This window comes from Corallococcus sp. RDP092CA (assembly GCF_041903675.1).
In the GTDB taxonomy this organism is placed as follows: domain Bacteria; phylum Myxococcota; class Myxococcia; order Myxococcales; family Myxococcaceae; genus Corallococcus.
Genome location: NZ_JAYESI010000013.1, coordinates 25,340 through 42,505 on the forward strand (window position 1 = coordinate 25,340; position 17,166 = coordinate 42,505).

At 71.5% G+C, this 17,166-nt stretch carries 19 protein-coding genes; 10 read left to right on the top strand and 9 right to left on the bottom strand.

Annotation, left to right across the window (positions count from 1 at the left end):
- Positions 1–73: 73 nt before the first annotated feature.
- Positions 74–1,819 carry a caspase family protein gene (locus U8525_RS16170; RefSeq protein ID WP_374266562.1) on the top strand — a complete coding sequence of 582 codons (1,746 nt, stop codon included), beginning with the start codon at positions 74–76 and terminating at the stop codon, positions 1,817–1,819.
- Between the two features lie 42 nt (positions 1,820–1,861).
- The gene (locus U8525_RS16175; RefSeq protein WP_374266564.1) at positions 1,862–2,422 is read left to right on the top strand and encodes a sce7726 family protein; all 561 of its coding nucleotides are present in this window, start codon (positions 1,862–1,864) and stop codon (positions 2,420–2,422) included.
- Here U8525_RS16175 and U8525_RS16180 read toward each other — a convergent pair.
- Entirely contained in the window at positions 2,400–3,500 is a 1,101-nt protein-coding gene (locus tag U8525_RS16180) for a beta family protein (protein WP_374266566.1), read from the bottom strand. The two genes, U8525_RS16175 and U8525_RS16180, sit on opposite strands and share 23 nt — an antisense overlap.
- A gap of 194 nt (positions 3,501–3,694) precedes the next feature.
- Complete coding sequence (locus U8525_RS16185) at positions 3,695–4,072, bottom strand: DUF1304 domain-containing protein (protein ID WP_374266568.1); 378 nt, start codon at positions 4,070–4,072, stop codon at positions 3,695–3,697.
- A gap of 92 nt (positions 4,073–4,164) precedes the next feature.
- Here U8525_RS16185 and U8525_RS16190 point away from each other — a divergent pair, with 92 nt between their 5' ends.
- Both U8525_RS16190 and dbpA read left to right on the top strand, forming a co-directional pair.
- Entirely contained in the window at positions 4,165–4,758 is a 594-nt protein-coding gene (locus U8525_RS16190) for a TetR/AcrR family transcriptional regulator (RefSeq protein WP_374266570.1), read from the top strand.
- Between the two features lie 86 nt (positions 4,759–4,844).
- Complete coding sequence (dbpA, locus tag U8525_RS16195; RefSeq protein WP_374266846.1) at positions 4,845–6,230, top strand: ATP-dependent RNA helicase DbpA; 1,386 nt, start codon at positions 4,845–4,847, stop codon at positions 6,228–6,230.
- Positions 6,231–6,271: 41 nt separating this feature from the next.
- On the opposite strand, the gene U8525_RS16200 is transcribed toward dbpA, so the two are convergent.
- From U8525_RS16200 to U8525_RS16210, 3 genes are all read right to left on the bottom strand, one after another.
- Positions 6,272–6,958: an abortive infection system antitoxin AbiGi family protein gene (locus U8525_RS16200; protein WP_374266572.1), complete on the bottom strand. Its 687-nt coding sequence runs from the start codon at positions 6,956–6,958 to the stop codon at positions 6,272–6,274.
- A gap of 142 nt (positions 6,959–7,100) precedes the next feature.
- On the bottom strand, positions 7,101–8,393 hold the full coding sequence (locus U8525_RS16205; RefSeq protein ID WP_374266574.1) for an APC family permease: 1,293 nt from the start codon (positions 8,391–8,393) through the stop codon (positions 7,101–7,103).
- 51 nt (positions 8,394–8,444) lie between these two features.
- Entirely contained in the window at positions 8,445–8,903 is a 459-nt protein-coding gene (locus U8525_RS16210; RefSeq protein WP_374266576.1) for a hypothetical protein, read from the bottom strand.
- Positions 8,904–8,976: 73 nt separating this feature from the next.
- Between U8525_RS16210 and U8525_RS16215 the strand changes: the two genes are divergently transcribed.
- Positions 8,977–10,221, top strand: coding sequence for a hypothetical protein (locus tag U8525_RS16215; protein WP_374266578.1), 1,245 nt, complete (start codon positions 8,977–8,979; stop codon positions 10,219–10,221).
- Here the strand turns inward: U8525_RS16215 and U8525_RS16220 are convergent.
- Positions 10,205–11,254, bottom strand: a complete 1,050-nt coding sequence (locus U8525_RS16220; RefSeq protein ID WP_374266580.1) for a GNAT family N-acetyltransferase — start codon at positions 11,252–11,254, stop codon at positions 10,205–10,207. The genes U8525_RS16215 and U8525_RS16220 overlap by 17 nt on opposite strands.
- A gap of 240 nt (positions 11,255–11,494) precedes the next feature.
- On the bottom strand, positions 11,495–12,493 hold the full coding sequence (locus tag U8525_RS16225) for an endonuclease/exonuclease/phosphatase family protein (RefSeq protein ID WP_374266582.1): 999 nt from the start codon (positions 12,491–12,493) through the stop codon (positions 11,495–11,497).
- A 302-nt stretch (positions 12,494–12,795) separates the two neighbouring features.
- On the opposite strand from U8525_RS16225, the gene U8525_RS16230 reads away from it, so the two are divergent.
- Together U8525_RS16230 and U8525_RS16235 are read left to right on the top strand one after the other, a co-directional pair.
- Positions 12,796–14,322: a DUF4153 domain-containing protein gene (locus U8525_RS16230; RefSeq protein WP_374266584.1), complete on the top strand. Its 1,527-nt coding sequence runs from the start codon at positions 12,796–12,798 to the stop codon at positions 14,320–14,322.
- Between the two features lie 33 nt (positions 14,323–14,355).
- On the top strand, positions 14,356–15,240 hold the full coding sequence (locus tag U8525_RS16235) for a DMT family transporter (protein WP_374266586.1): 885 nt from the start codon (positions 14,356–14,358) through the stop codon (positions 15,238–15,240).
- A gap of 69 nt (positions 15,241–15,309) precedes the next feature.
- Here U8525_RS16235 and U8525_RS16240 read toward each other — a convergent pair whose 3' ends face one another.
- Positions 15,310–15,777: a hypothetical protein gene (locus U8525_RS16240; protein WP_374266588.1), complete on the bottom strand. Its 468-nt coding sequence runs from the start codon at positions 15,775–15,777 to the stop codon at positions 15,310–15,312.
- Complete coding sequence (locus U8525_RS16245; RefSeq protein ID WP_374266590.1) at positions 15,777–15,977, bottom strand: hypothetical protein; 201 nt, start codon at positions 15,975–15,977, stop codon at positions 15,777–15,779. The genes U8525_RS16240 and U8525_RS16245 overlap by 1 nt, the downstream gene beginning before the upstream one ends.
- Positions 15,978–16,106: 129 nt before the next feature.
- On the opposite strand from U8525_RS16245, the gene U8525_RS16250 reads away from it, so the two are divergent.
- The 3 genes from U8525_RS16250 to tnpB are packed head-to-tail and all read left to right on the top strand — an operon-like array spanning position 16,107 to position 17,088.
- Positions 16,107–16,421, top strand: a complete 315-nt coding sequence (locus U8525_RS16250) for a transposase (RefSeq protein WP_374266592.1) — start codon at positions 16,107–16,109, stop codon at positions 16,419–16,421.
- Positions 16,405–16,719, top strand: coding sequence for an IS66 family insertion sequence element accessory protein TnpB (locus tag U8525_RS16255; protein WP_374266594.1), 315 nt, complete (start codon positions 16,405–16,407; stop codon positions 16,717–16,719). Before U8525_RS16250 ends, U8525_RS16255 begins: the two co-directional genes overlap by 17 nt.
- A 3-nt stretch (positions 16,720–16,722) precedes the next feature.
- On the top strand, positions 16,723–17,088 hold the full coding sequence (tnpB, locus tag U8525_RS16260; protein ID WP_374266596.1) for an IS66 family insertion sequence element accessory protein TnpB: 366 nt from the start codon (positions 16,723–16,725) through the stop codon (positions 17,086–17,088).
- Positions 17,089–17,166 lie beyond the last annotated feature (78 nt).

The window sequence follows — 17,166 nt, forward strand, 5'->3', positions numbered from 1 at the left end:
GAGTCCGCACCGGGAGGCCGCGGCAGAGGTCTCGCGTCGCTGGACACTGCGCCTGGGCATGAAGGCGCTCGCAATGCTGAGCTTTCGTTGGGCGGCTTCGGAGGAGGCGTCGCGTCGCTGGATGCTGGGCCTGGGGTTGCCGGTGCTCGCAGTGCTGAGCTCTCGTTGGCCGACTTCGGAGGAGGCGCCGCGTCGCTGGGCGCTGGGCCTGGGGGTGCCGGTGCTCGCACTGCTGAACTCCCGTTGGGCGGCTTCGGAAGAGGTGTCGCGTCGCTGGGCATCAGGTCTGAAGATGCGGGTGCTCGCGGTGCTGCTCCTGGTGGTGGGGCCGGCGCGGGGGCTCGCCGCGGAGGAGGTGCCGCGCCGCTGGGCGCTGGTCGTGGGGGAGAACCAGGGCCTGTCCGGCGAGGAGCGGCTGCGCTTCGCGGAGGCGGATGCGCAGCGGATGCGCGAGGTGCTCCAGGACGTGGGCACGGTGCCGCCAGCGCGGACGATGACGCTGCTGGGCACGGATGCCGCGACGCTGCGCGACGCCCTGGCGCGCTTCCGGGCACGGCTGGCCGCGGAGGCTTCGCCGAGGGATTGGTTGCTGCTGTACGTGTCCTCGCACGCGGGCGACGGCAGCCTGCACCTGCGCGGCACCGAGCTGCCGATGCGCGAGCTGGTGGACTTCCTCAAGGGCGCGCCGGTGGGGGTGGGGCTGCTCATCCTGGACTCCTGCCGCTCCGGGGCCGCCACGCGGATGAAGGGCCTGAAGCCGGTGGCCGCGCCCGTGACGATGGAGGCCTCGGACCTGGAGGGACGCGTCGTCATCAGCGCGTCGGGCGCGGACGAGTACGCGCAGGAGTCGGATGCGTTGCAGGGCTCCTTCTTCACGCATCACCTGATGGTGGGGCTGCGAGGCGCGGCGGACGCATCGCGCGACGGGCGCGTCACGCTGGAGGAGGCCTACCGCTACGCGTATGCGAGGACGTTGGAGTCGACGCTGGTCTCGCCGGGCGGCATGCAGCGTCCCACGTTCCGCATGGACCTGCGCGGACGCGGAGAGCTGGTCCTCTCCGAGCCCCAGCGCGCGCGAGGTCGGCTGACGCTGGACGTGAAGACGCCGGGCCGCTGGCTCGTGCTGGCGTCGGAGAGCGGCGCGCTGGTGGCGGAGCTGGAGAAGGGCGAGGGCCCGACGACGCTGGCCGTGGCGCCCGGCGCGTACCGGCTGCTGTTGCGCGCGGATGATGGGTATCTGGAGCGGTCGGTGCGGGTGCCGCTCGACGGCGCCGTGTCGGTGGGCGGCGAGCCCCTGGAGCAGGCCGCGCGGATGCGGCTCGCGCGCAAGGGTGGGGCGGGGGCGTCGATGCTGCTCGCGGTGGGGCCGTCGTTGACGTCGGGCATCGTGGCGGGCCTGTCGTCGCTCGCGGGCCTGGACGTGCGCCTGCTGCGCGAAGGGCGGCTGTTGCCCGGCGTGGACACATCGAGCCTGGGGCTCGTGGTACGGCGCGGGACGGGACGCGGGGTGGCCTTCCAGCAGACGGAGCTGGAGCTGAGGTTGGGGGCCGGGCCTCACTGGAGGTTCGGAGCCTGGACGTTCAGCGGGGCGCTGGAGGCCGGGGCGCTGGCCGTCTTCCAGTCGCGCATCCCGAACGAGGACGCGCGCTTCGGTCTGGAGCCGCTGGCGCTGCTCACCGGGGGCGTGCGGCTGGACGTGCGAAGCCGCCTGTCGATGCTCCTCAGCGCCTCCGCCGGAGGCGTCATGGCGAAGCGGGACCTCGGAACGTCACTGGTGCCCAGGGCCTCCGCGTCGCTGATGGTCGGGTACGCGCTCTGACCTGTCGCGTTCGCCGTCCCAGGCCCGTAGACTTCGCGCGCCATGCGTGACTTCGACGTGCGACAGGCCCTCACGGCGAGCCTCAAGGCCACTCACGCGAGTGACCCTGGAACCCTCATCCGTGAAGAGCTGGGCTTGGAGCACGGCCAGGTCTTCGTGGATGTGGCCGTCATCAACGGTGAGCTCCACGGCTACGAGCTGAAGAGCGAGCGGGACACGCTGGACCGGCTTCCACGGCAGGTCGAGGCGTACAGCGCGGTGCTGGACCGGGCCACGCTCGTCGTTGGCGCCCGTCATGTGCAACAGGCCCTGGGCCTCATCCCCGCGTGGTGGGGCGTCAAGACGGCCACGACCCAGCGAGATGGCTCGGTCAAGCTCCGGCCCTTGCGCAAAGGCCGACGCAATCCCCAGCAGCAGCTGTCGGCCCTGGTCCGCTTGCTCTGGCGCGACGAAGCACTGGCGCTTCTGGAGACACTGGGGGCGGCCAAGGGGCTGCGGAGCCGGCCCCGGAAGATGCTCTACGAGCGCCTGGTGGAACAGGTGCCTGCTGAAGCGCTGCGCGCGGACGTCCGGCGCCTGCTCAAGGCGCGTGAAGACTGGTGAGCTGCTTCAGCACCTTCGCGATGTGGTGATTGGTCCCCACCCTGCGCCACACCGCTGGGCTTCCGGGCGTCTCGGCACCCCCGGCACATCCGAAAATGTAGTCGTCACCCCGGCTGAACGTGCGCCCGGCGTAGCACTCGTGCGCCACCAGGAACTGGGCCAGCGCCGCGTATTGCTCAAACCCGTGGAGCTTGAGGGCGAAGCCACGCAGCACCAGCCAGTGGTCATCGGCTGTGTAGCGGATGTTGGGGCTGCCGGAATGGAGCGCCGCATTCGGTGAGGGTGGCTGTGCTCCCTGGATGGCGTAGTCACCGTAGGTGGGCATTCGCACGAGCGCCGACTCCTTCTGGGCAAGGCCCTGCCACAGGAGCCAGTCCGCCCTGGGAATCTTCGTTGGCTGTTGGATGTGACTGATCGACGGCGGAAAAGCACCCGCGGCAACCGTCAGGGTTCGAAACGCCTTCACACCATGGAGGGCATTCAGGACTCCGGCGATGCCCTTCGAGAGCATGTTCACGTCATCGGGTTTGATCTCTCCGAGATCCAGCACCAGGTCGGTCGATTCAGGAGTTGTCCCGATTGACCGCAGGACTGACGAGAGCACCTCGTCAAGGTTGTCCCCGAACAGCTCCTTCTTGCGAACGCGAATGCAAGCGCCGCGCTTGTCTTCGGCGACGGCGTCCCTGACAACCGCCTGGTATTCGGGTGTGCGCTCGGGACCTGTCGCAGGGACAAGGGCGACACCGGACTCCCTCGCTCTCGCGAGGACGTATGCCAGGGGGGCTTCTCCCGAGGTCATCATCTGGGCCGGCGTCAGGTGAAGACCGTCGATGAAGGCACGGCCTTCCGGAATCGCCTTCGCGAGCTGGGGCCCTATCCTCCCCAACACTTCCTCCATCGTCTCCATCCGGAAGGACTTCCGCCTGCTCTTCACGGGTTTGGATTTGGGTGGCCGAATTTCGAAGAGCGGAGTCACGCGCCTGCGTTGGCCAGCCTCAAGTTGCGCGAGGGCTTCGCGCTCTCCCATCATGACCTTGAGAATGGGAACGTAGTCCGTTCGGTCGAAGCTTTGAATCACCTGGATGGGGCCCCCTGGGATGCTGGATCCCGTACCGCGTGGTTGAGAGTGGTGCTGCCTGGCGCAACCGTGCCCTGGTCCAGCCGCAACGTGGCGGTCCCAAAGGAGGTATTGCGTCAGCGGCCACTCTGCCATCCAGCACTGACACGCCCGTTGGGCGGAGGCCTTGCTGTCTCAATGGAAGGTCCGCGTACTCAGAAGACGACGAGCGAGAGGGCCAGGGCCGGCAGGGCGCCCTGGATGAGGCTGGCCCGCAGGAAGCTCCGGTTGCTGCTCACCAGCACCACCGCCGCCAGCAGCATGCACGCGCAGCCGAACACCACCGCCGCCACGCCCGACGCCACCGCGCCCGTGTGCACCAGCACCACGCCCGCCAGCACGCCCAGCGCGAGGAACAGGTTGTAGAAGCCCTGGTTGAGCGCCATCGGCTTCACCACGTCCGCGTCCGCCTGCGACCTCAGCCCGAAGCGCCGCCACACCTTCGGCCGCGAGAAGACGATGCTCTCCATCACGAAGAACAACACGTGGATGAGCGCGGCGATGACCGCGCAGACCTGCGCCAGTGGCGACATGATGACTCCCCCTCCGGGGTTGGGATATTCTGAACCAGTCAGTTCCGAATCGATATTGAAACGGTCAGTTCAGAATTGTCAAGGAGCGTGGCGTGGCGCGGACGCGGGCGTTTGATGAGACAGAGGCGGTGCGGGCGGCGCTGGGCGTGTTCTGGTCGCGCGGCTACGAGGCGACGTCGCTGTCGGACCTGGAGTCCGCGACGGGGCTGAACCGCTCCAGCCTGTACCAGGCGTTCGAGAGCAAGCGCGGGCTGTTCGCGCGGGCCATCGCGCTGTACCTCCAGGAGGTCATCACGCCGCGGCTGGGCGTCTTCGCGAAGGACGCGCCGGGCCTCGTGCAGGTGACGGAGTACTTCGAGTCGCTCGCGGCGACCATGGCCACCGCGCCGCCCGCGCTGACCCGGCGCGGGTGCCTGCTGGTCAACACGGCCACGGAGCTGGGCCCGCATGACGCCGAGGCGAAGCAAGCGGTGGAGGACTACCGGGCGCTCCTGCGGGGCCACCTGACGCGGGCCCTGGAGGGCGCGGCGCGGGCGGGCGTCCTGCCGCGCAAGACGGTGGCCCGGCGGGTGGAGCTGCTGCTGGGCGCGGTCATCGGCGTGCTCGTCACGGCGCGTGTGGACCCGGCGGCGGCGGCGAAGCTGGCCCAGGCGACGGCGAGCGAGGTGGCGGGCTGGGCGGGGTAGGGGCGCCGGGCTTGTCCGCCGTGCGAAGGCTGCTACAAGGGCGCGTTCTCCCGAGGCGCCCCGTGCCTCCGTCCCCCGAGGCCATGATGGAATTCGCCGCGCTCGCGCTGTCGCCCCCGCTGCTCCAGGTGCTGGAGGAGCTGGGATTCAAGACGGCCACCCCCATCCAGGCGCAGAGCATCCCGGTGCTGTTGCAGGGGATGGACGTGGTGGGGCAGGCGCGCACGGGCAGCGGGAAGACGGCGGCGTTCGCGCTACCCATCCTGCAGAAGGTGAAGCTCACGCAGGACCGGCGGCTCCAGGCGCTGGTGCTCTGCCCGACGCGCGAGCTGTGCGCGCAGGTGGCGGGGGAGATCCGACGGCTCGCGCGGCGGATGCCGGGCGTGCAGGTGCTGGTGCTCGCGGGAGGGCAGCCCGTCCGGCCGCAGGTGGAGGCGCTGGAGAAGGGCGCCCACCTCGCCGTGGGGACGCCGGGTCGCATCATGGACCTGCTGGACCGCGAGGTGCTGGACACGCGGCACCTGGCCACGGTGGTGCTGGATGAAGCGGACCGGATGCTGGACATGGGCTTCCGCGAGGACATGGAGCGGGTGCTCGGGGCGACGCCCGCGAAGCGGCAGACGGTGCTCTTCTCCGCCACGTTCCCGGACGACATCGAGGAGCTGAGCCGCGCGTTCCAGAAGGACCCCGTGCGGGTGTCGCTGGCGCAGGAGGAGGCCGCGCCGGACATCCAGCAGGTGGCGTATGCGTGCCAGCCCGAGGAGAAGCCCGCGCTGCTGCTGAGGCTCCTGCGCCAGCACCAGCCGGCCTCCGCCATCGTGTTCTGCAACTTCAAGGCGGTGGTGGTGGAGCTGACGCGGGCCCTGGTGCAGGCGGGCGTGAGCGCGGACGGCTTGCAGGGGGACCTGGAGCAGTTCGACCGGGACCGGGTGATGGCGAAGTTCCGCAACCACAGCACGCGCGTGCTGGTGGCCACGGACGTGGCGGGCCGGGGCATCGACGTGGAGGCGCTGGACGCGGTGGTGAACTACGAGCTGCCGCAGCAGCCGGAGGCGTATGTGCACCGCATCGGCCGCACGGGGCGCGCGGGTCGCCGGGGACTGGCGCTGTCGCTGGTGACGCGCTCGGACAGCCGCAAGGTGGAGGACATCGAGGCGACGACGGGCGTGAAGCTGGAGAAGGGAGACGTGGACGCGCTGGTGCCGGAGCACGCGCCGGGCGTGTCGCTCATCTCCGGTTGGGAGACGCTGTCCATCTCCGCGGGGCGCAAGGACAAGATGCGGCCCGGAGACATCCTGGGCGCGCTGACGGGCGAAGCGGGCGGCCTGAAGGCGGAGGACGTGGGCAAGATCGAGATCCACGACCGCCATGCCTTCGTCGCCGTCTCCAAGCGCGTGGTGAAGGTCGCGTTCCAGCGGCTGAGCGAGGGCCGCATCAAGGGCCGCCGGCACCGCATCGAACGCGTGCGGTGACGAGGGCGTTGCCGGAGCCTCGGCCGCGGGCCGCGCTGTCCTCAGCCCTGCACGCGCTTGCGCTCCGCCATCGCCGGAGGCGACTCCGCGTGCTCCTCCAGCGCCTCCTGGATCTGCTCCTCCTTCCAGCCCGGATCCAACACGGGGCAGAAGTAGCCCGGGCCCGCGCGCTCGCGCACCGCCCAGGCGAAGAAGTCCCGGGCCAGGGTGTGGACCTCCTCTGGGAGGAAGAGCGCCGCGACGTCGTACTCCGTGAAGCGCAGCAGGCCCGGGACGCGCCACTCCCGCTCCCAGTCGAAGCGGTAGCTGTAGGGCGCGTTGTGCGCGTCTCCCTGGATGTCCACGAAGGGCGTCACCGCCCACACCGGCTCCTTCTGCGGCTCCTTCGCCGCCAGGGCCTGGTCCAGCTGGTGCTTCATCGCCAGGTGCGCCGGTGAGCCGTACTGGACGTACCAGACCGGGCCTCCTCCCTGTGACAGGATGAAGCTCTTGCGGAACGCGATGCCGTACAGGCTCCGGCGCTGCACCAGCCTCGCGAGCTGATCCAACGGGATCTCGCTGAAGCACACCGAGCGGTGCCGGTCCGCCACCACCGCCTCCCGCCGCGCGATGCCAAACCCCTCCGCGCCCGGGATGAGCGTGCGCGCCCCCAGGATGCTCATCATGTTCTGGTAGGCGTCGTGGTACGGCGGCCCGGGCCTCGTGAAGTGCACCACGAAGTCGGACATGTCCCGCCACTGCGCATTCGCCTGATACCCGAGCATCGCCTCGCAAAGACCCCCGCGCGAGTCTCCCGGGCCCGTCCCCCCTTCGCAACACAACGCGCCGCGGGGGCCCCAGGCCCGCCCGCCCTGCTGACGTGCGACAGCGTCAGGGCAGGCGGACGGGCGCTGGCTCCCTCGGCCGCGCCAGCCGCATCAGCGCCAGCCCCGCGAGCACCGTCACCGACGCCACCGCGGCCTCCCGCGCGCTCGCGCCGAAGCCCACCAGCGTCAGCCCCAGCACCAGCGTGGGCGCCGCGAGCAGCGCGTGCACCGGCCGCAGGTCCCGCTCCCGCCGCAGCGACAGCACCGCGAGCGCCGCCGCCGTGACACCGAACTGCATCAGCACCGCGATGGCGGAGAGCGCGAAGAGCTCCGACAGGTCCCCCAGGTTCACGAACCCCAGCACCAGCACCCACGTCACCGCGAGCGCTCGCATGGGCACGCCCGACGCCGACATGCGCTCCAGCCCGAACAGCGACCGCTCCCCGGCCGCCAGCGCGGAGAGGTAGCGGGGCGTCGTCACCATCATCCCCACGCAGATGCCCAGCGCGGACACGCTCGTCCCCGCGGCCACCAGGCGCTCCAACCTCGCGCCCCCCCACGCCCCCGCGGCCTGCGCCAGGGGCGCGTCCGCCTGCGCCAGGGCCGGCAGCGCGACGACGCACGCCCACACGAGCCCCACGTACAGCAGCGCCGCCACCAGCAGCGAGCCCACCGTCGCCAGGGGCACCGTGCGCTCCGACGCGCGCACCTGCCCGGCGATGACCGGGACGATCTCGAAGCCCTGGTACGCGAACATCACCGTCAGCCCCGCCTTCAGCCACGAGGCCCCCGTGGCGGGCAGCGGTGGCGGCACATCCGGGTGGGGCAGGAGGACGCACGCGCCCAGCAGCGCCGCCAGCGGCACCAGCTTGAGCACCGTGAGCGCCGTCCACGTCCTCGCCGACACGCGGATGCCCGACGCCACCAGCGCCGCCAGCCCCGTCACCAGCGCGGAGGCCAGCAGCCGCTCGCCGACGGGCCCGCCCAGGTTCACGGACGGCGCCACCGCCCGCGCCAGGCCCGCCATCACCGCGGACGTGCTCAGGAAGGCGCTGACGTAGGCCACCCACCCGACGAGGAAGGACACGCGCTCGCCGAACGCCGCGCGCGCGAACACCACGGGCCCGCCATCCGAGTCGAACCGCCGGCCGAGCACCGCGAACGCGAACGCCACCGGCACCAGCGCCAGCCCCGTCAGCGCGAAGGCCCACACCGCGCCCAGGCCCGGCGCCAGCGCCGCGACCTCCGCGGGCGCGAAGAAGATGCCGACGCCCACGATGCCGTTGACGCCCAGGGCCAGCAGTTGGAACGGCCCGATGGTGCGCTCGGGCGCGACGCCGGAGGAAAGGGTGGACACGGCGTGGACTTCACTACACCCGCGCCCTGCGCACCATCGCCCTGCGCGTCCTCAGGGGTGGGAGAGCAGCACGCTGAGCGCCGCCATGCGCCCGGACGCGGACTCCTTCTCCAGGGACTTCGGGACGGCGACGAACACGTTGCTCTCTCGCTGCTCGCCGCAGGCGCGCGTCCCCCGGTAGTGCTTGCGGTTGCGGTCCATGATGAGGTTGTAGCCGCAGGCCCCGACCTGCCCCGTCAGCGCGTCCGGCGCGAGCGTCAGCGACGACGGCTGGCCCGCGAACGTGCCCACCGTCTCCACCACGTCCGGCCGCTCGGTCACCGTGAGGTCCACCGGCTTCTGGTCCACGGTGCCCTGGATGCGCCGGTCCGACAGCTTCAGGTCCACGGGGCGCTGGAAGGCCTGCCCCTTCAGCGCGCTGTCCGTCATCCGGAGCTGCATGTCCGCGCCCTGGAGCCCCTGCGCATCGACGGTCGCCCGCACGGTCGTCCGGGGGGTGGTCAGCTCCACGGTGTCAGCGTCTTTCGCGACAGCGGCTCCGCCCGCGAGCAGGGCGGCAACGGTGAGGATGCGAGCGGTTCTCATGCCCCAAAGCTGGGGCGTCGGGCCGCGCGCCACCAGGGCCGCGCCCCGGCTGCTCGGCGGGCCGCACCCGCCGGCGCGCCTCCCTCCCGCGAGCGGCCTTCGTGATATCCGTCCGCCCGTGTCCCGCGCGCGCCTGCTATCCCTCCTCGTCGCACTCGTCGCCCTGGTGGTCGCCGGCTGGCAGCGCGCCCGGGCGGTCGAGCGGCTGGGCCAGGACTTCGACGAGGCGACCTACCTGCCCATCGCCTTCACCTACGCCGGGATGATGGAGCAGGGGCAGTGGGGCGCGGTGGGCGAGCTCCGGGAGAACTTCGAGCACCCGCCCCTGGTGAAGCTGCTCTACGCCGAAGCGGTGCGCGTGGCCGGCGCTCCCGAGCCGGACTGGTCGCACGTCCCCATGGGGCGGCCCATCCCCGGGCCCGCGCGCCCCGCGTTCCACGTGACGCGGGGCCTCTCGGCGGTGGCCGGGGTGCTCCAGGTGGGGCTCGTCGCCTTCGTGGATCCGCTGGGGGCGCTCCTGCTCGCGTGGGACCCGTACCACACGAAGTACACGTCCCAGGCCTACCTGGAGGCGGTGCCGGGGCTGTTCGCGGTGCTCGCGCTGCTGGCCTTCGAGCGCGCCCGGCGCGCGGGCTTCGCGCCGGGGTGGACTGCGGTGTCCGGCGCGCTGCTGGGGCTCGCGGCGGCGGGGAAGTATCCGTATGGCCTCGTGGGCGGGCTCACGTTCCTGCCCTTCCTGGTGGCGGGCGCGCGCACGCGGTGGCGCCCGTGGGCCGCCATCGTCGTGTCCACGGCGGCGGTGTTCCTCGCGGTGAACCCCGCGCTGTGGTCGTCTCCGTTCGCGTCGCTGTGGGAGTCCGTCACCTTCCACTGGGGCTACTCGCACGGCGAGCACGTGCGCCGCAGCGCGCTGCCCTGGTACCAGCCGCTCGCGTTCCTCACGGACACGTGGCTGTCGGCCTCCGACCCGGGCATCTACCTCACGCACTTCAACGCGCGCGCCCTGCTGCCGCTGGCGGTGCTGGGCTGGCCCCGGACGTGGCGCGAGCGGCCCGTGTGGGCGGTGGCCGCCGTCGTGGGGCTGGTGTTCCTGCTGCTGTGGAACACCAAGTGGCCGCAGTACCTGCTGCTCGTCCTGCCCGCGCTGTGCGTCTGCGCGGGCGGGGGCGTGCGCACCGTGGCCAGCGGGGCCGCGCGGCTGTTGCGCAAGCTCCAGGGCTCGCGCGTCAGCGCAGGTGCGTGAAGACGCACGGGTCCGCGGGCAGGTCCATCTCACAGGTGGGCATCAGGCAGGTCAGCCTCGCGCGGCGGGGCAGGGGCACCCAGCCCGAGCGCAACAACAGACAGGCCGACGTGCCGGGCCCGCGCAGCATGCCCCCGCACGCCACGCCCCGGCGCTCCATGTCCTGCATGGCCACCTGGAGCAGCCGCTGCCGGTCCTCCTGGGACACGGAGGCGTCGAAGGCCATCAGGTCCACCACCTCCGCGGTGAGCTCTCCCACCCCCGTCATCAGCCGGCTGTGCGAGCTCACCAGCCCGCGCACCTCGCCGTCCTGCTCCAGCACGAAGGTCCGGGGCACGTCCCGGTACTGGAGCTGGGCCGCCAGCTGCTCCGTCGTGTACGTGTAGCCCAGCGTCACCGGGCGCAGCATGTCGTGGACCAGCGTCATGCAGCGGCCCAGGTCCGTGGGCTGATAGAGGCGGATGCCCCGGGGATCCGCCTCCCGGAAGCGGTGCCGCAGGAGGGGATGCGCCAGCGTGAACAGCCTCCGCTCGTTGTGCGTGAACGACCAGCGGGCGAGCGCGCGCGCATCAAAGGCATACATCCACAGCGCCAGGCCTCCGAAGAGGCGCGTGCTCCACGCCCGCTGCCAGAAGCCCTGCGGCCGGGAGGCCGCCGTCGTGCAGCCCAGGGTGAGCCGCGCGGACCGGTCCTGGTGCCGCCGCAGCAGCTCCTGCGCGAGCTTCGCGCCAATGCCCTGTCCCCGATGGGAGTTCGTGACGGTGGCCCGGAGTCCATAGCTGCCGTCCACTTCCAGGCGCCCCAGGCGCAGCCTCGCGGGCTCCGCGAAGAGGGTGCCCACCAGGTGCCTTCCCTCGTACGCCGCCAGCAGGTAGTCGCGCGGCGCCTGACCGCCCCGGAACAGCCGCCAGTCGCAGAAGCGCTTGTCCCAGACCGGCAGCGGCGCCGTCCTGCCGTAGGTGGACTGCCAGACGCGGTTGAGGAACCAGGACGCCTCGGAGGCGTCACCCTCGAAGGTGCGCACCTCGATCATGGCCTGCCCTCGGGGACGGGATGCCGGAGCGCCCGGGGATGGCGAAGGGCATGCATGCGCCATGAGCTTGCTTTCATGGCGAGGAAGGTAGGGAGGGGGGCCGGGCTGGAAAGCGGTCGCCGTGAATGGCTCCACCCTGGCTGTCATTGCCGAGTCAATGACAGCCCCTCCGCGTGCGGTGGTCCACAGGCGCCGGGCTGACAGGGCGAGGGAGTGTGCGGAGGCGGGCGTCCCGGCGGCTCAGGGCGCGGTGAGCGCGAAGTCCGCGTACACCGCGCCGTGGTCGGAGCCGCCGTAGCCGGTGCCGTCGCGGGCCACGCGGAAGGAGCCCGGCACATACGCGCCGCCTCCGCCGGGCGCGAGGTAGAGGTGGTCGATGGCCTGACCCCTGCCGGAATAGAAGTACGACCACGTCTCGCTCTCCGGCCGGTCCCTGGCCACGCGCAGGAGGGCCTCGTCCAGGGCGTTGATGGGCCCCGAGCCGGGGACGTCATTGAGGTCCCCGCCGAGCACCACCAGCGCGTCCGGGAACTCCTTCGCCGAGTCGAGGAGGATGGCCCGCGAGGCGTTGGCCTCCGCCATGCGGCGGTCCGGATCGTCATTCACCTTGGAGCGGAAGTGCGCGGCGAAGACGATGACCCGCTTGCCGTCCACGTCCAGGTGCACCTCGAGCAGGTCGCGCGAGAAGCGGGTGTACGAGCCATCCGGCCTGGCGATGGATTGGTTGCGGTGGCTGCGCACTTCGAGGATGGGGTGGCGGGAGAGGACCGCCACGTCCACCGACGCCTGGGTGTACGTCTCCCCCAGGTGCGATTGGGGGAACTGAGGGACCTTCCTCAGCAGCCCATCCAGCGACTGCTGCGTCTCGACCTCTTCCAGCAGCACGATGTCCGCGTCGAGCGCGGTGATGGCCCGTCCGAGCCGGTCCACCTGCGCCTCGAACTCCGCCTCGGTGGGGAGCTCCTCGTAGTTGGTGCCGCCGCAGGAGCCCGAATCGCAGACGGTGTCGAACAGGCGGTGCACGTTGAACGCCGCGATGCGCACGTGGGGGCCGGAGGGGTCCGGCGCCGTTCCGCTGTCGGGTTGCGGGCAGTTGCCCTGGACGCAGGGCCCCGCGTCCGGCACCGACAGGGGCTGAGGAGACAGGCCATCACAGCCCGAGACCGCGAGCAGCAGCCCTCCCAGGGCGAGGGCCGAGCGGAGACGGGAGCGGAGGGGGAGCCGCGGCAGGGGTGACATCGGGGCGGCAACCTAACACCGGGCATCCCCCGGTGCCGCTCGGATGGGCCCGAGGTGTCCGCCGACGCGGCGCGGCTCGCCCCTTTCGTCATGGGTCGCGGACTCCAGGTGCCGGCGGGGTGGACATGGGGTGGGGGCCGTGGAGGGCCGACCGGCCACGGGAGGGGTGGCGCCGTTCGGCGTGGCTCCGCGACCGCTCGGCCCCGAGGCCCCCAGCCGTGCCGGCGGGCGTGTGCATCCTGCCGTCATCCCGGGCGCCGACGCGCCCGCGAGGTGCCGACGCCATGAACCCGTCCGTTCGCATGTCTCCGCTTCCTCCGTCTTCCGCTCCTTCCCTCGCGGCGCCGGCCCGGCCGCTCCTCCCGTGGGTCCGCGCCCCGCGCCAGACGCTGGCGGCATCGCTGGCCCTGGGCGTGCTGGCGGAGGTCCTGCTCGAAAGGGCGCATTGGGGGCTGGGCTTCCCGCTGGTGGTGGCGGCCCTGGTCGGCGCGCTCGCGTGGCTGGGTGGCCGCGAGGGCTGGCAGCGCGCGCGGCCCAACGCGTGGCTGCTGCTGCCCCTGGGGCTGGTCAGCGCCTTCGTCGCCGTGCGGGACAGCGCGTGGCTCCTGGTGCTCAACGTGCTGACGGCGGCCGTGCTCCTGATGCTGCTGTCGCACTTCTGGGCGGCGGGCCGCGTGGAGCGGCTGGGGTTCAAGGGCTACGTCGCCGTCTTCTTCGGCTCCGCCGTGCAGACGCTGCTCTATCCGCCGGCCATCGTCCGGGAGAGCGTGGACGTGCGCGGCCTGAAGACGCACTCGCGCCTCGTGGGGGCGCTGTCGCGGGGGCTGCTCCTGACGCTGCCGGTGCTGCTCGTGTTCGGGCTGCTGCTCGAATCCGCGGACGGCATCTTCTCCTCCACCATGCAGCGGGTGTTGTCGTTCGACCTGGACCTGGGGCAGCTGGTGGTCCGCGGTGTGGGCGTGGCGTTCAGCGCGTGCGTCGCGGCGGGCGTGCTGGGCCACGCGCTGCGCCGCCGCGCCGTCACGGAGCTGGGCGACGCGGAGCTGGCCCCCGCCACGCCGCGCCTGGGCCTCATCGAAGCGCTCACGCTCATCTTCGCCGTGAACGCGCTGTTCTTCGTCTTCGCGGCCTTCCAGGTGGCGTACCTCTTCATCAACGAGGCGTCGTCGCCCGCGTCCGGGTACTCCTTCGCCGAGTACGCGCGGCGCGGGTTCTTCGAACTGGTGGTCGTCTCGACGCTGACGCTGGTGCTGGTGCTGGCCCTGGAGCGCTGGACGCGGAGGGAGACGCGCGCGGCGCAGGCGGTCTTCCGCGCGGGCACGTCGCTGATGGTGGTGCTGACGCTGCTCATCCTGGCCTCGGCGATGCGGCGCCTGTCGCTGTACGAGGACGCGTTCGGCTACACGCTGCTGCGCGTGCACACGCACGTCTTCATGGTGGCGCTGGCCGCGGCGCTGGCCTGGCGCGCGGTGACGCTGTGGTGGAGGCCGGAGCGCTTCGCGGTGGGCGCCTTCGCCACGGCGCTGGGCGCGGTCCTCGCGCTCAACCTCCTCAACCCGGAGGCCTTCATCGTCCGCCACAACCTGGAGCGGTATGCGCGCACCGGTTCGTTGGACACCGAAATGTTCTACTTCCTGTCCGCGGACGCCGTGCCCGGGCTGGTCCAGGCGGACGCCGCCCTCGCGGAGGGCTCCCACGGGCGGCTGGCGCACGTCCTGAAGGAGCAGCGGGAGCGGCTGGAGCAGGGGGACCCGTTCCCGGAGTGGAATGTCTCCCGGTTCCTCGCCCGCCGGGCGCTGCTGCGGGCGGGGCCTGGAGCGCGCCCGTGAATCCGTGAGCCACCCTGGCTAGATTCCGGCGCCATGAGCGAAGTCGCCGGACGCCGTGTCCCCGCCCTGCCTCCCATCCCCGCGGTCCTCATCGCCGTGGTGAGCGTGCAGGGGGGCGCGGCGCTCGCGAAGGGGCTCTTCCCCGCGCTGGGGGCGGTGGGCGCCGCGGGCCTGCGGCTGGTGCTCGCGTCGGTGATGCTGCTGGCGTTCTTCCGCCCGCCGCTCCTTCGCTACACGCGGGCGCAGTGGGTGGCCGTCGTGCCGTATGGCGTGGCGCTGGGCGTGATGAACCTCACGTACTACCTGGCCATCGCGCGCATCCCGCTGGGGCTCGCGGTGACGCTGGAGTTCGTGGGGCCCTTCGTGCTCGCGGTGGTGGGCTCGCGCAAGGCGCTGGACTTCGTGTGGGTGCTCTTCGCGGCGACGGGCATCGTGTTGATCACGCCGTGGACGGCGAAGCCCGGCGGGTTGGATCCGCTGGGCGTGGTGCTGGCGCTGACGGCGGGGGCGTGCTGGGCCCTCTACATCCTGATGGGCGGGAGGCTGTCGCGCCGGGTGCCGGAAGGGGAGGGCGTGGCGGCGGGCATGGTGGTGGCCATGCTGACGGTGCTGCCCTTCATGCTGCGCGAGGGCCACCTGGAGCGGCTGACGCCGGGCCTCTTCGCGGCGGGCCTGGGCGTGGCGCTCCTGTCCAGCGCGCTGCCGTACACGCTGGAGATGATGGCGCTGGGGCAGCTCTCCAGCCGCATCTTCGGCATCCTGATGAGCCTGGAGCCCGGCGTGGCCACGCTGGTGGGCTGGGTGTTCCTGCGCGAGCACCTCACGCCCCTGCAATGGCTGGCGGTCGCGCTGGTGAGCGTCGCGTCGGCGGGGGCGACGCTGACGGCGAGGCGGCCCCCTCCGCCCGTGGAGGCGTGAGGTGTTGACGCCGCGCTCCGGTGAGGATGCGCGGAGGTGGAGGCGCGTCAGCCCCTGGCGCGCTCCTGTTCAGAAATCGTGGACGACCAGGTCGAACCGGCAATGCCGCGCGAGCAGGTCCAGCAGCTCATCCAGCGGCGCGTCCAACCGGTGCCTGTAGACATCCAGCCCCACCAGGGATTGGTCCTCCTTCGGTGCGTCCGTGGCATCGGCCATGGGCCGCAGGTGGCCCGCCAGCCACCAGCGGGTCCACGCGCCCTCGGTCCGGGCCAGGAGGGGACGCCGGTCCTTCACGACCAGCTCGACATACAGGTGCCCTGACGTCTCCAGCGTGGAGCGGAAGCCCTTGGGCAGGAAGGTGTATGTCTTCTCCCGCCAGCCCTCGGGCTGTCGCTCCATCGCGGGCGTCAGGCAGACGAACTCCACCTCCGGCCACGCGATGAAGACCGCCTTCGCGAGCAGCGGCCGCAAGGTGACACCTCGCACGTCGAAGTCGGCGCGCAGCGGGAGGCCGTGATGGACGATGACGCCCAACATCAGGGAAGTGAATCCAGCGCTGCGTCCAGCAGCAACTGCTCCAACTGGACGATGCGCTGGACGGCTCGCTTCAATCCCTCGCGCCCCAGCTGGCCACTGCCCCGCACGTCGTGCAGGTAGCGCGGCGAGTCCAACCACCCGGCCCAGCCTTCGTGGTTCGCCGTGCCCGGCACGAACTTCTGCGGACCGTCATCCTGCATGAACCCCAGCTTGTCCGCGGGAAGCCCCGCCAGCAGCTCGCGCCGCGCATACAGACAGCCCAGGTGCGGGCCAAAGACCTTAGAGCCTGTTGAAATGGAGCGAAGGGGCCTGTTCGTTGAACGAACAAGATGCCCGACCTCGCAATACCCGAGCGCACGCCGTATCCGAGCGACCTGACGGACGAGCAATGGGCCCTCATCGAGCCATTCGTCAGCGCGGTGGGGGGAGGCCCCAAGGAGCAGGTGCACCCGAGGCGCGAAGTGGTGAATGCCATCCTCTACGTGACGCGGACGGGCGTGCAGTGGCGCTTCCTGCCGCACGACCTGCCCGACTGGCAAAGCGTCTACCACTCCTTCCGTAACCGTCCGGCGAGCGACGTGGCGGGAGGGATTGCCGGGGTAGCCGTCGTGGTGGACCCTGGCCGGAATGTCGAAGCCGGTTGAGAAGCAGGAGTGGTTTCAGGTCGCCGAAGCCTTCGAGGCGAGCGGCCTGACGCAGAAGGAGTTCTCCGCGCAGCGAGGGTTGAGGTTGAGCACACTGCAGTCGTGGGTGTACCGGCGCCGGCGTCAGCGCGCAGGGAAGACTCCGGCAGTTCGCCTGCTGCCGGTGGAGGTGGCTACCGTCGCGCAGGTGAGTCCTGTGCCGCTCGAGGTGTTGCTGGTGAGCGGGGCACGGCTGCGATTCCCCGCGGGCGCAGACGTCGACTACGTCGCCCGGCTCGTCACTGCGCTGGGCAGGTGAGGCGTGTTCACGCTTCCCTCGTCGGTGCGCGTGGTGCTGGCCACCGAGGAGGTGGACATGCGCAAGTCGATTGATGGCCTCATGGCGCTGGTGAAGTCTGCCTGGGGTGAGGACGTCTACTCCGGCCACCTCTTCGCCTTCGTCTCAAGGCGGGGGGACCGCATCAAGGTGCTGACGTGGAGTCGGGGAGGCTTCGTACTGCTGTACAAGCGGCTGGAGACGGGCCGCTTCCGAATGCCGAAGGTGGACGCGGACGCGAGCGCGGTGCACCTGGACGCGACGCAGTTGGCGATGCTGCTGGACGGCATCGACGTCACCGAAGTCAAACGCTCGCCCGCCTGGACGCCGCCCGGGCGCACGCCTTCGTAGCGCGCGGGCACGCCGCTGGGTGGCGAGGTGTTGGCACCAGGTGCCACGTGAGCTGCCCCAAGACCACTTCTGTCCCTG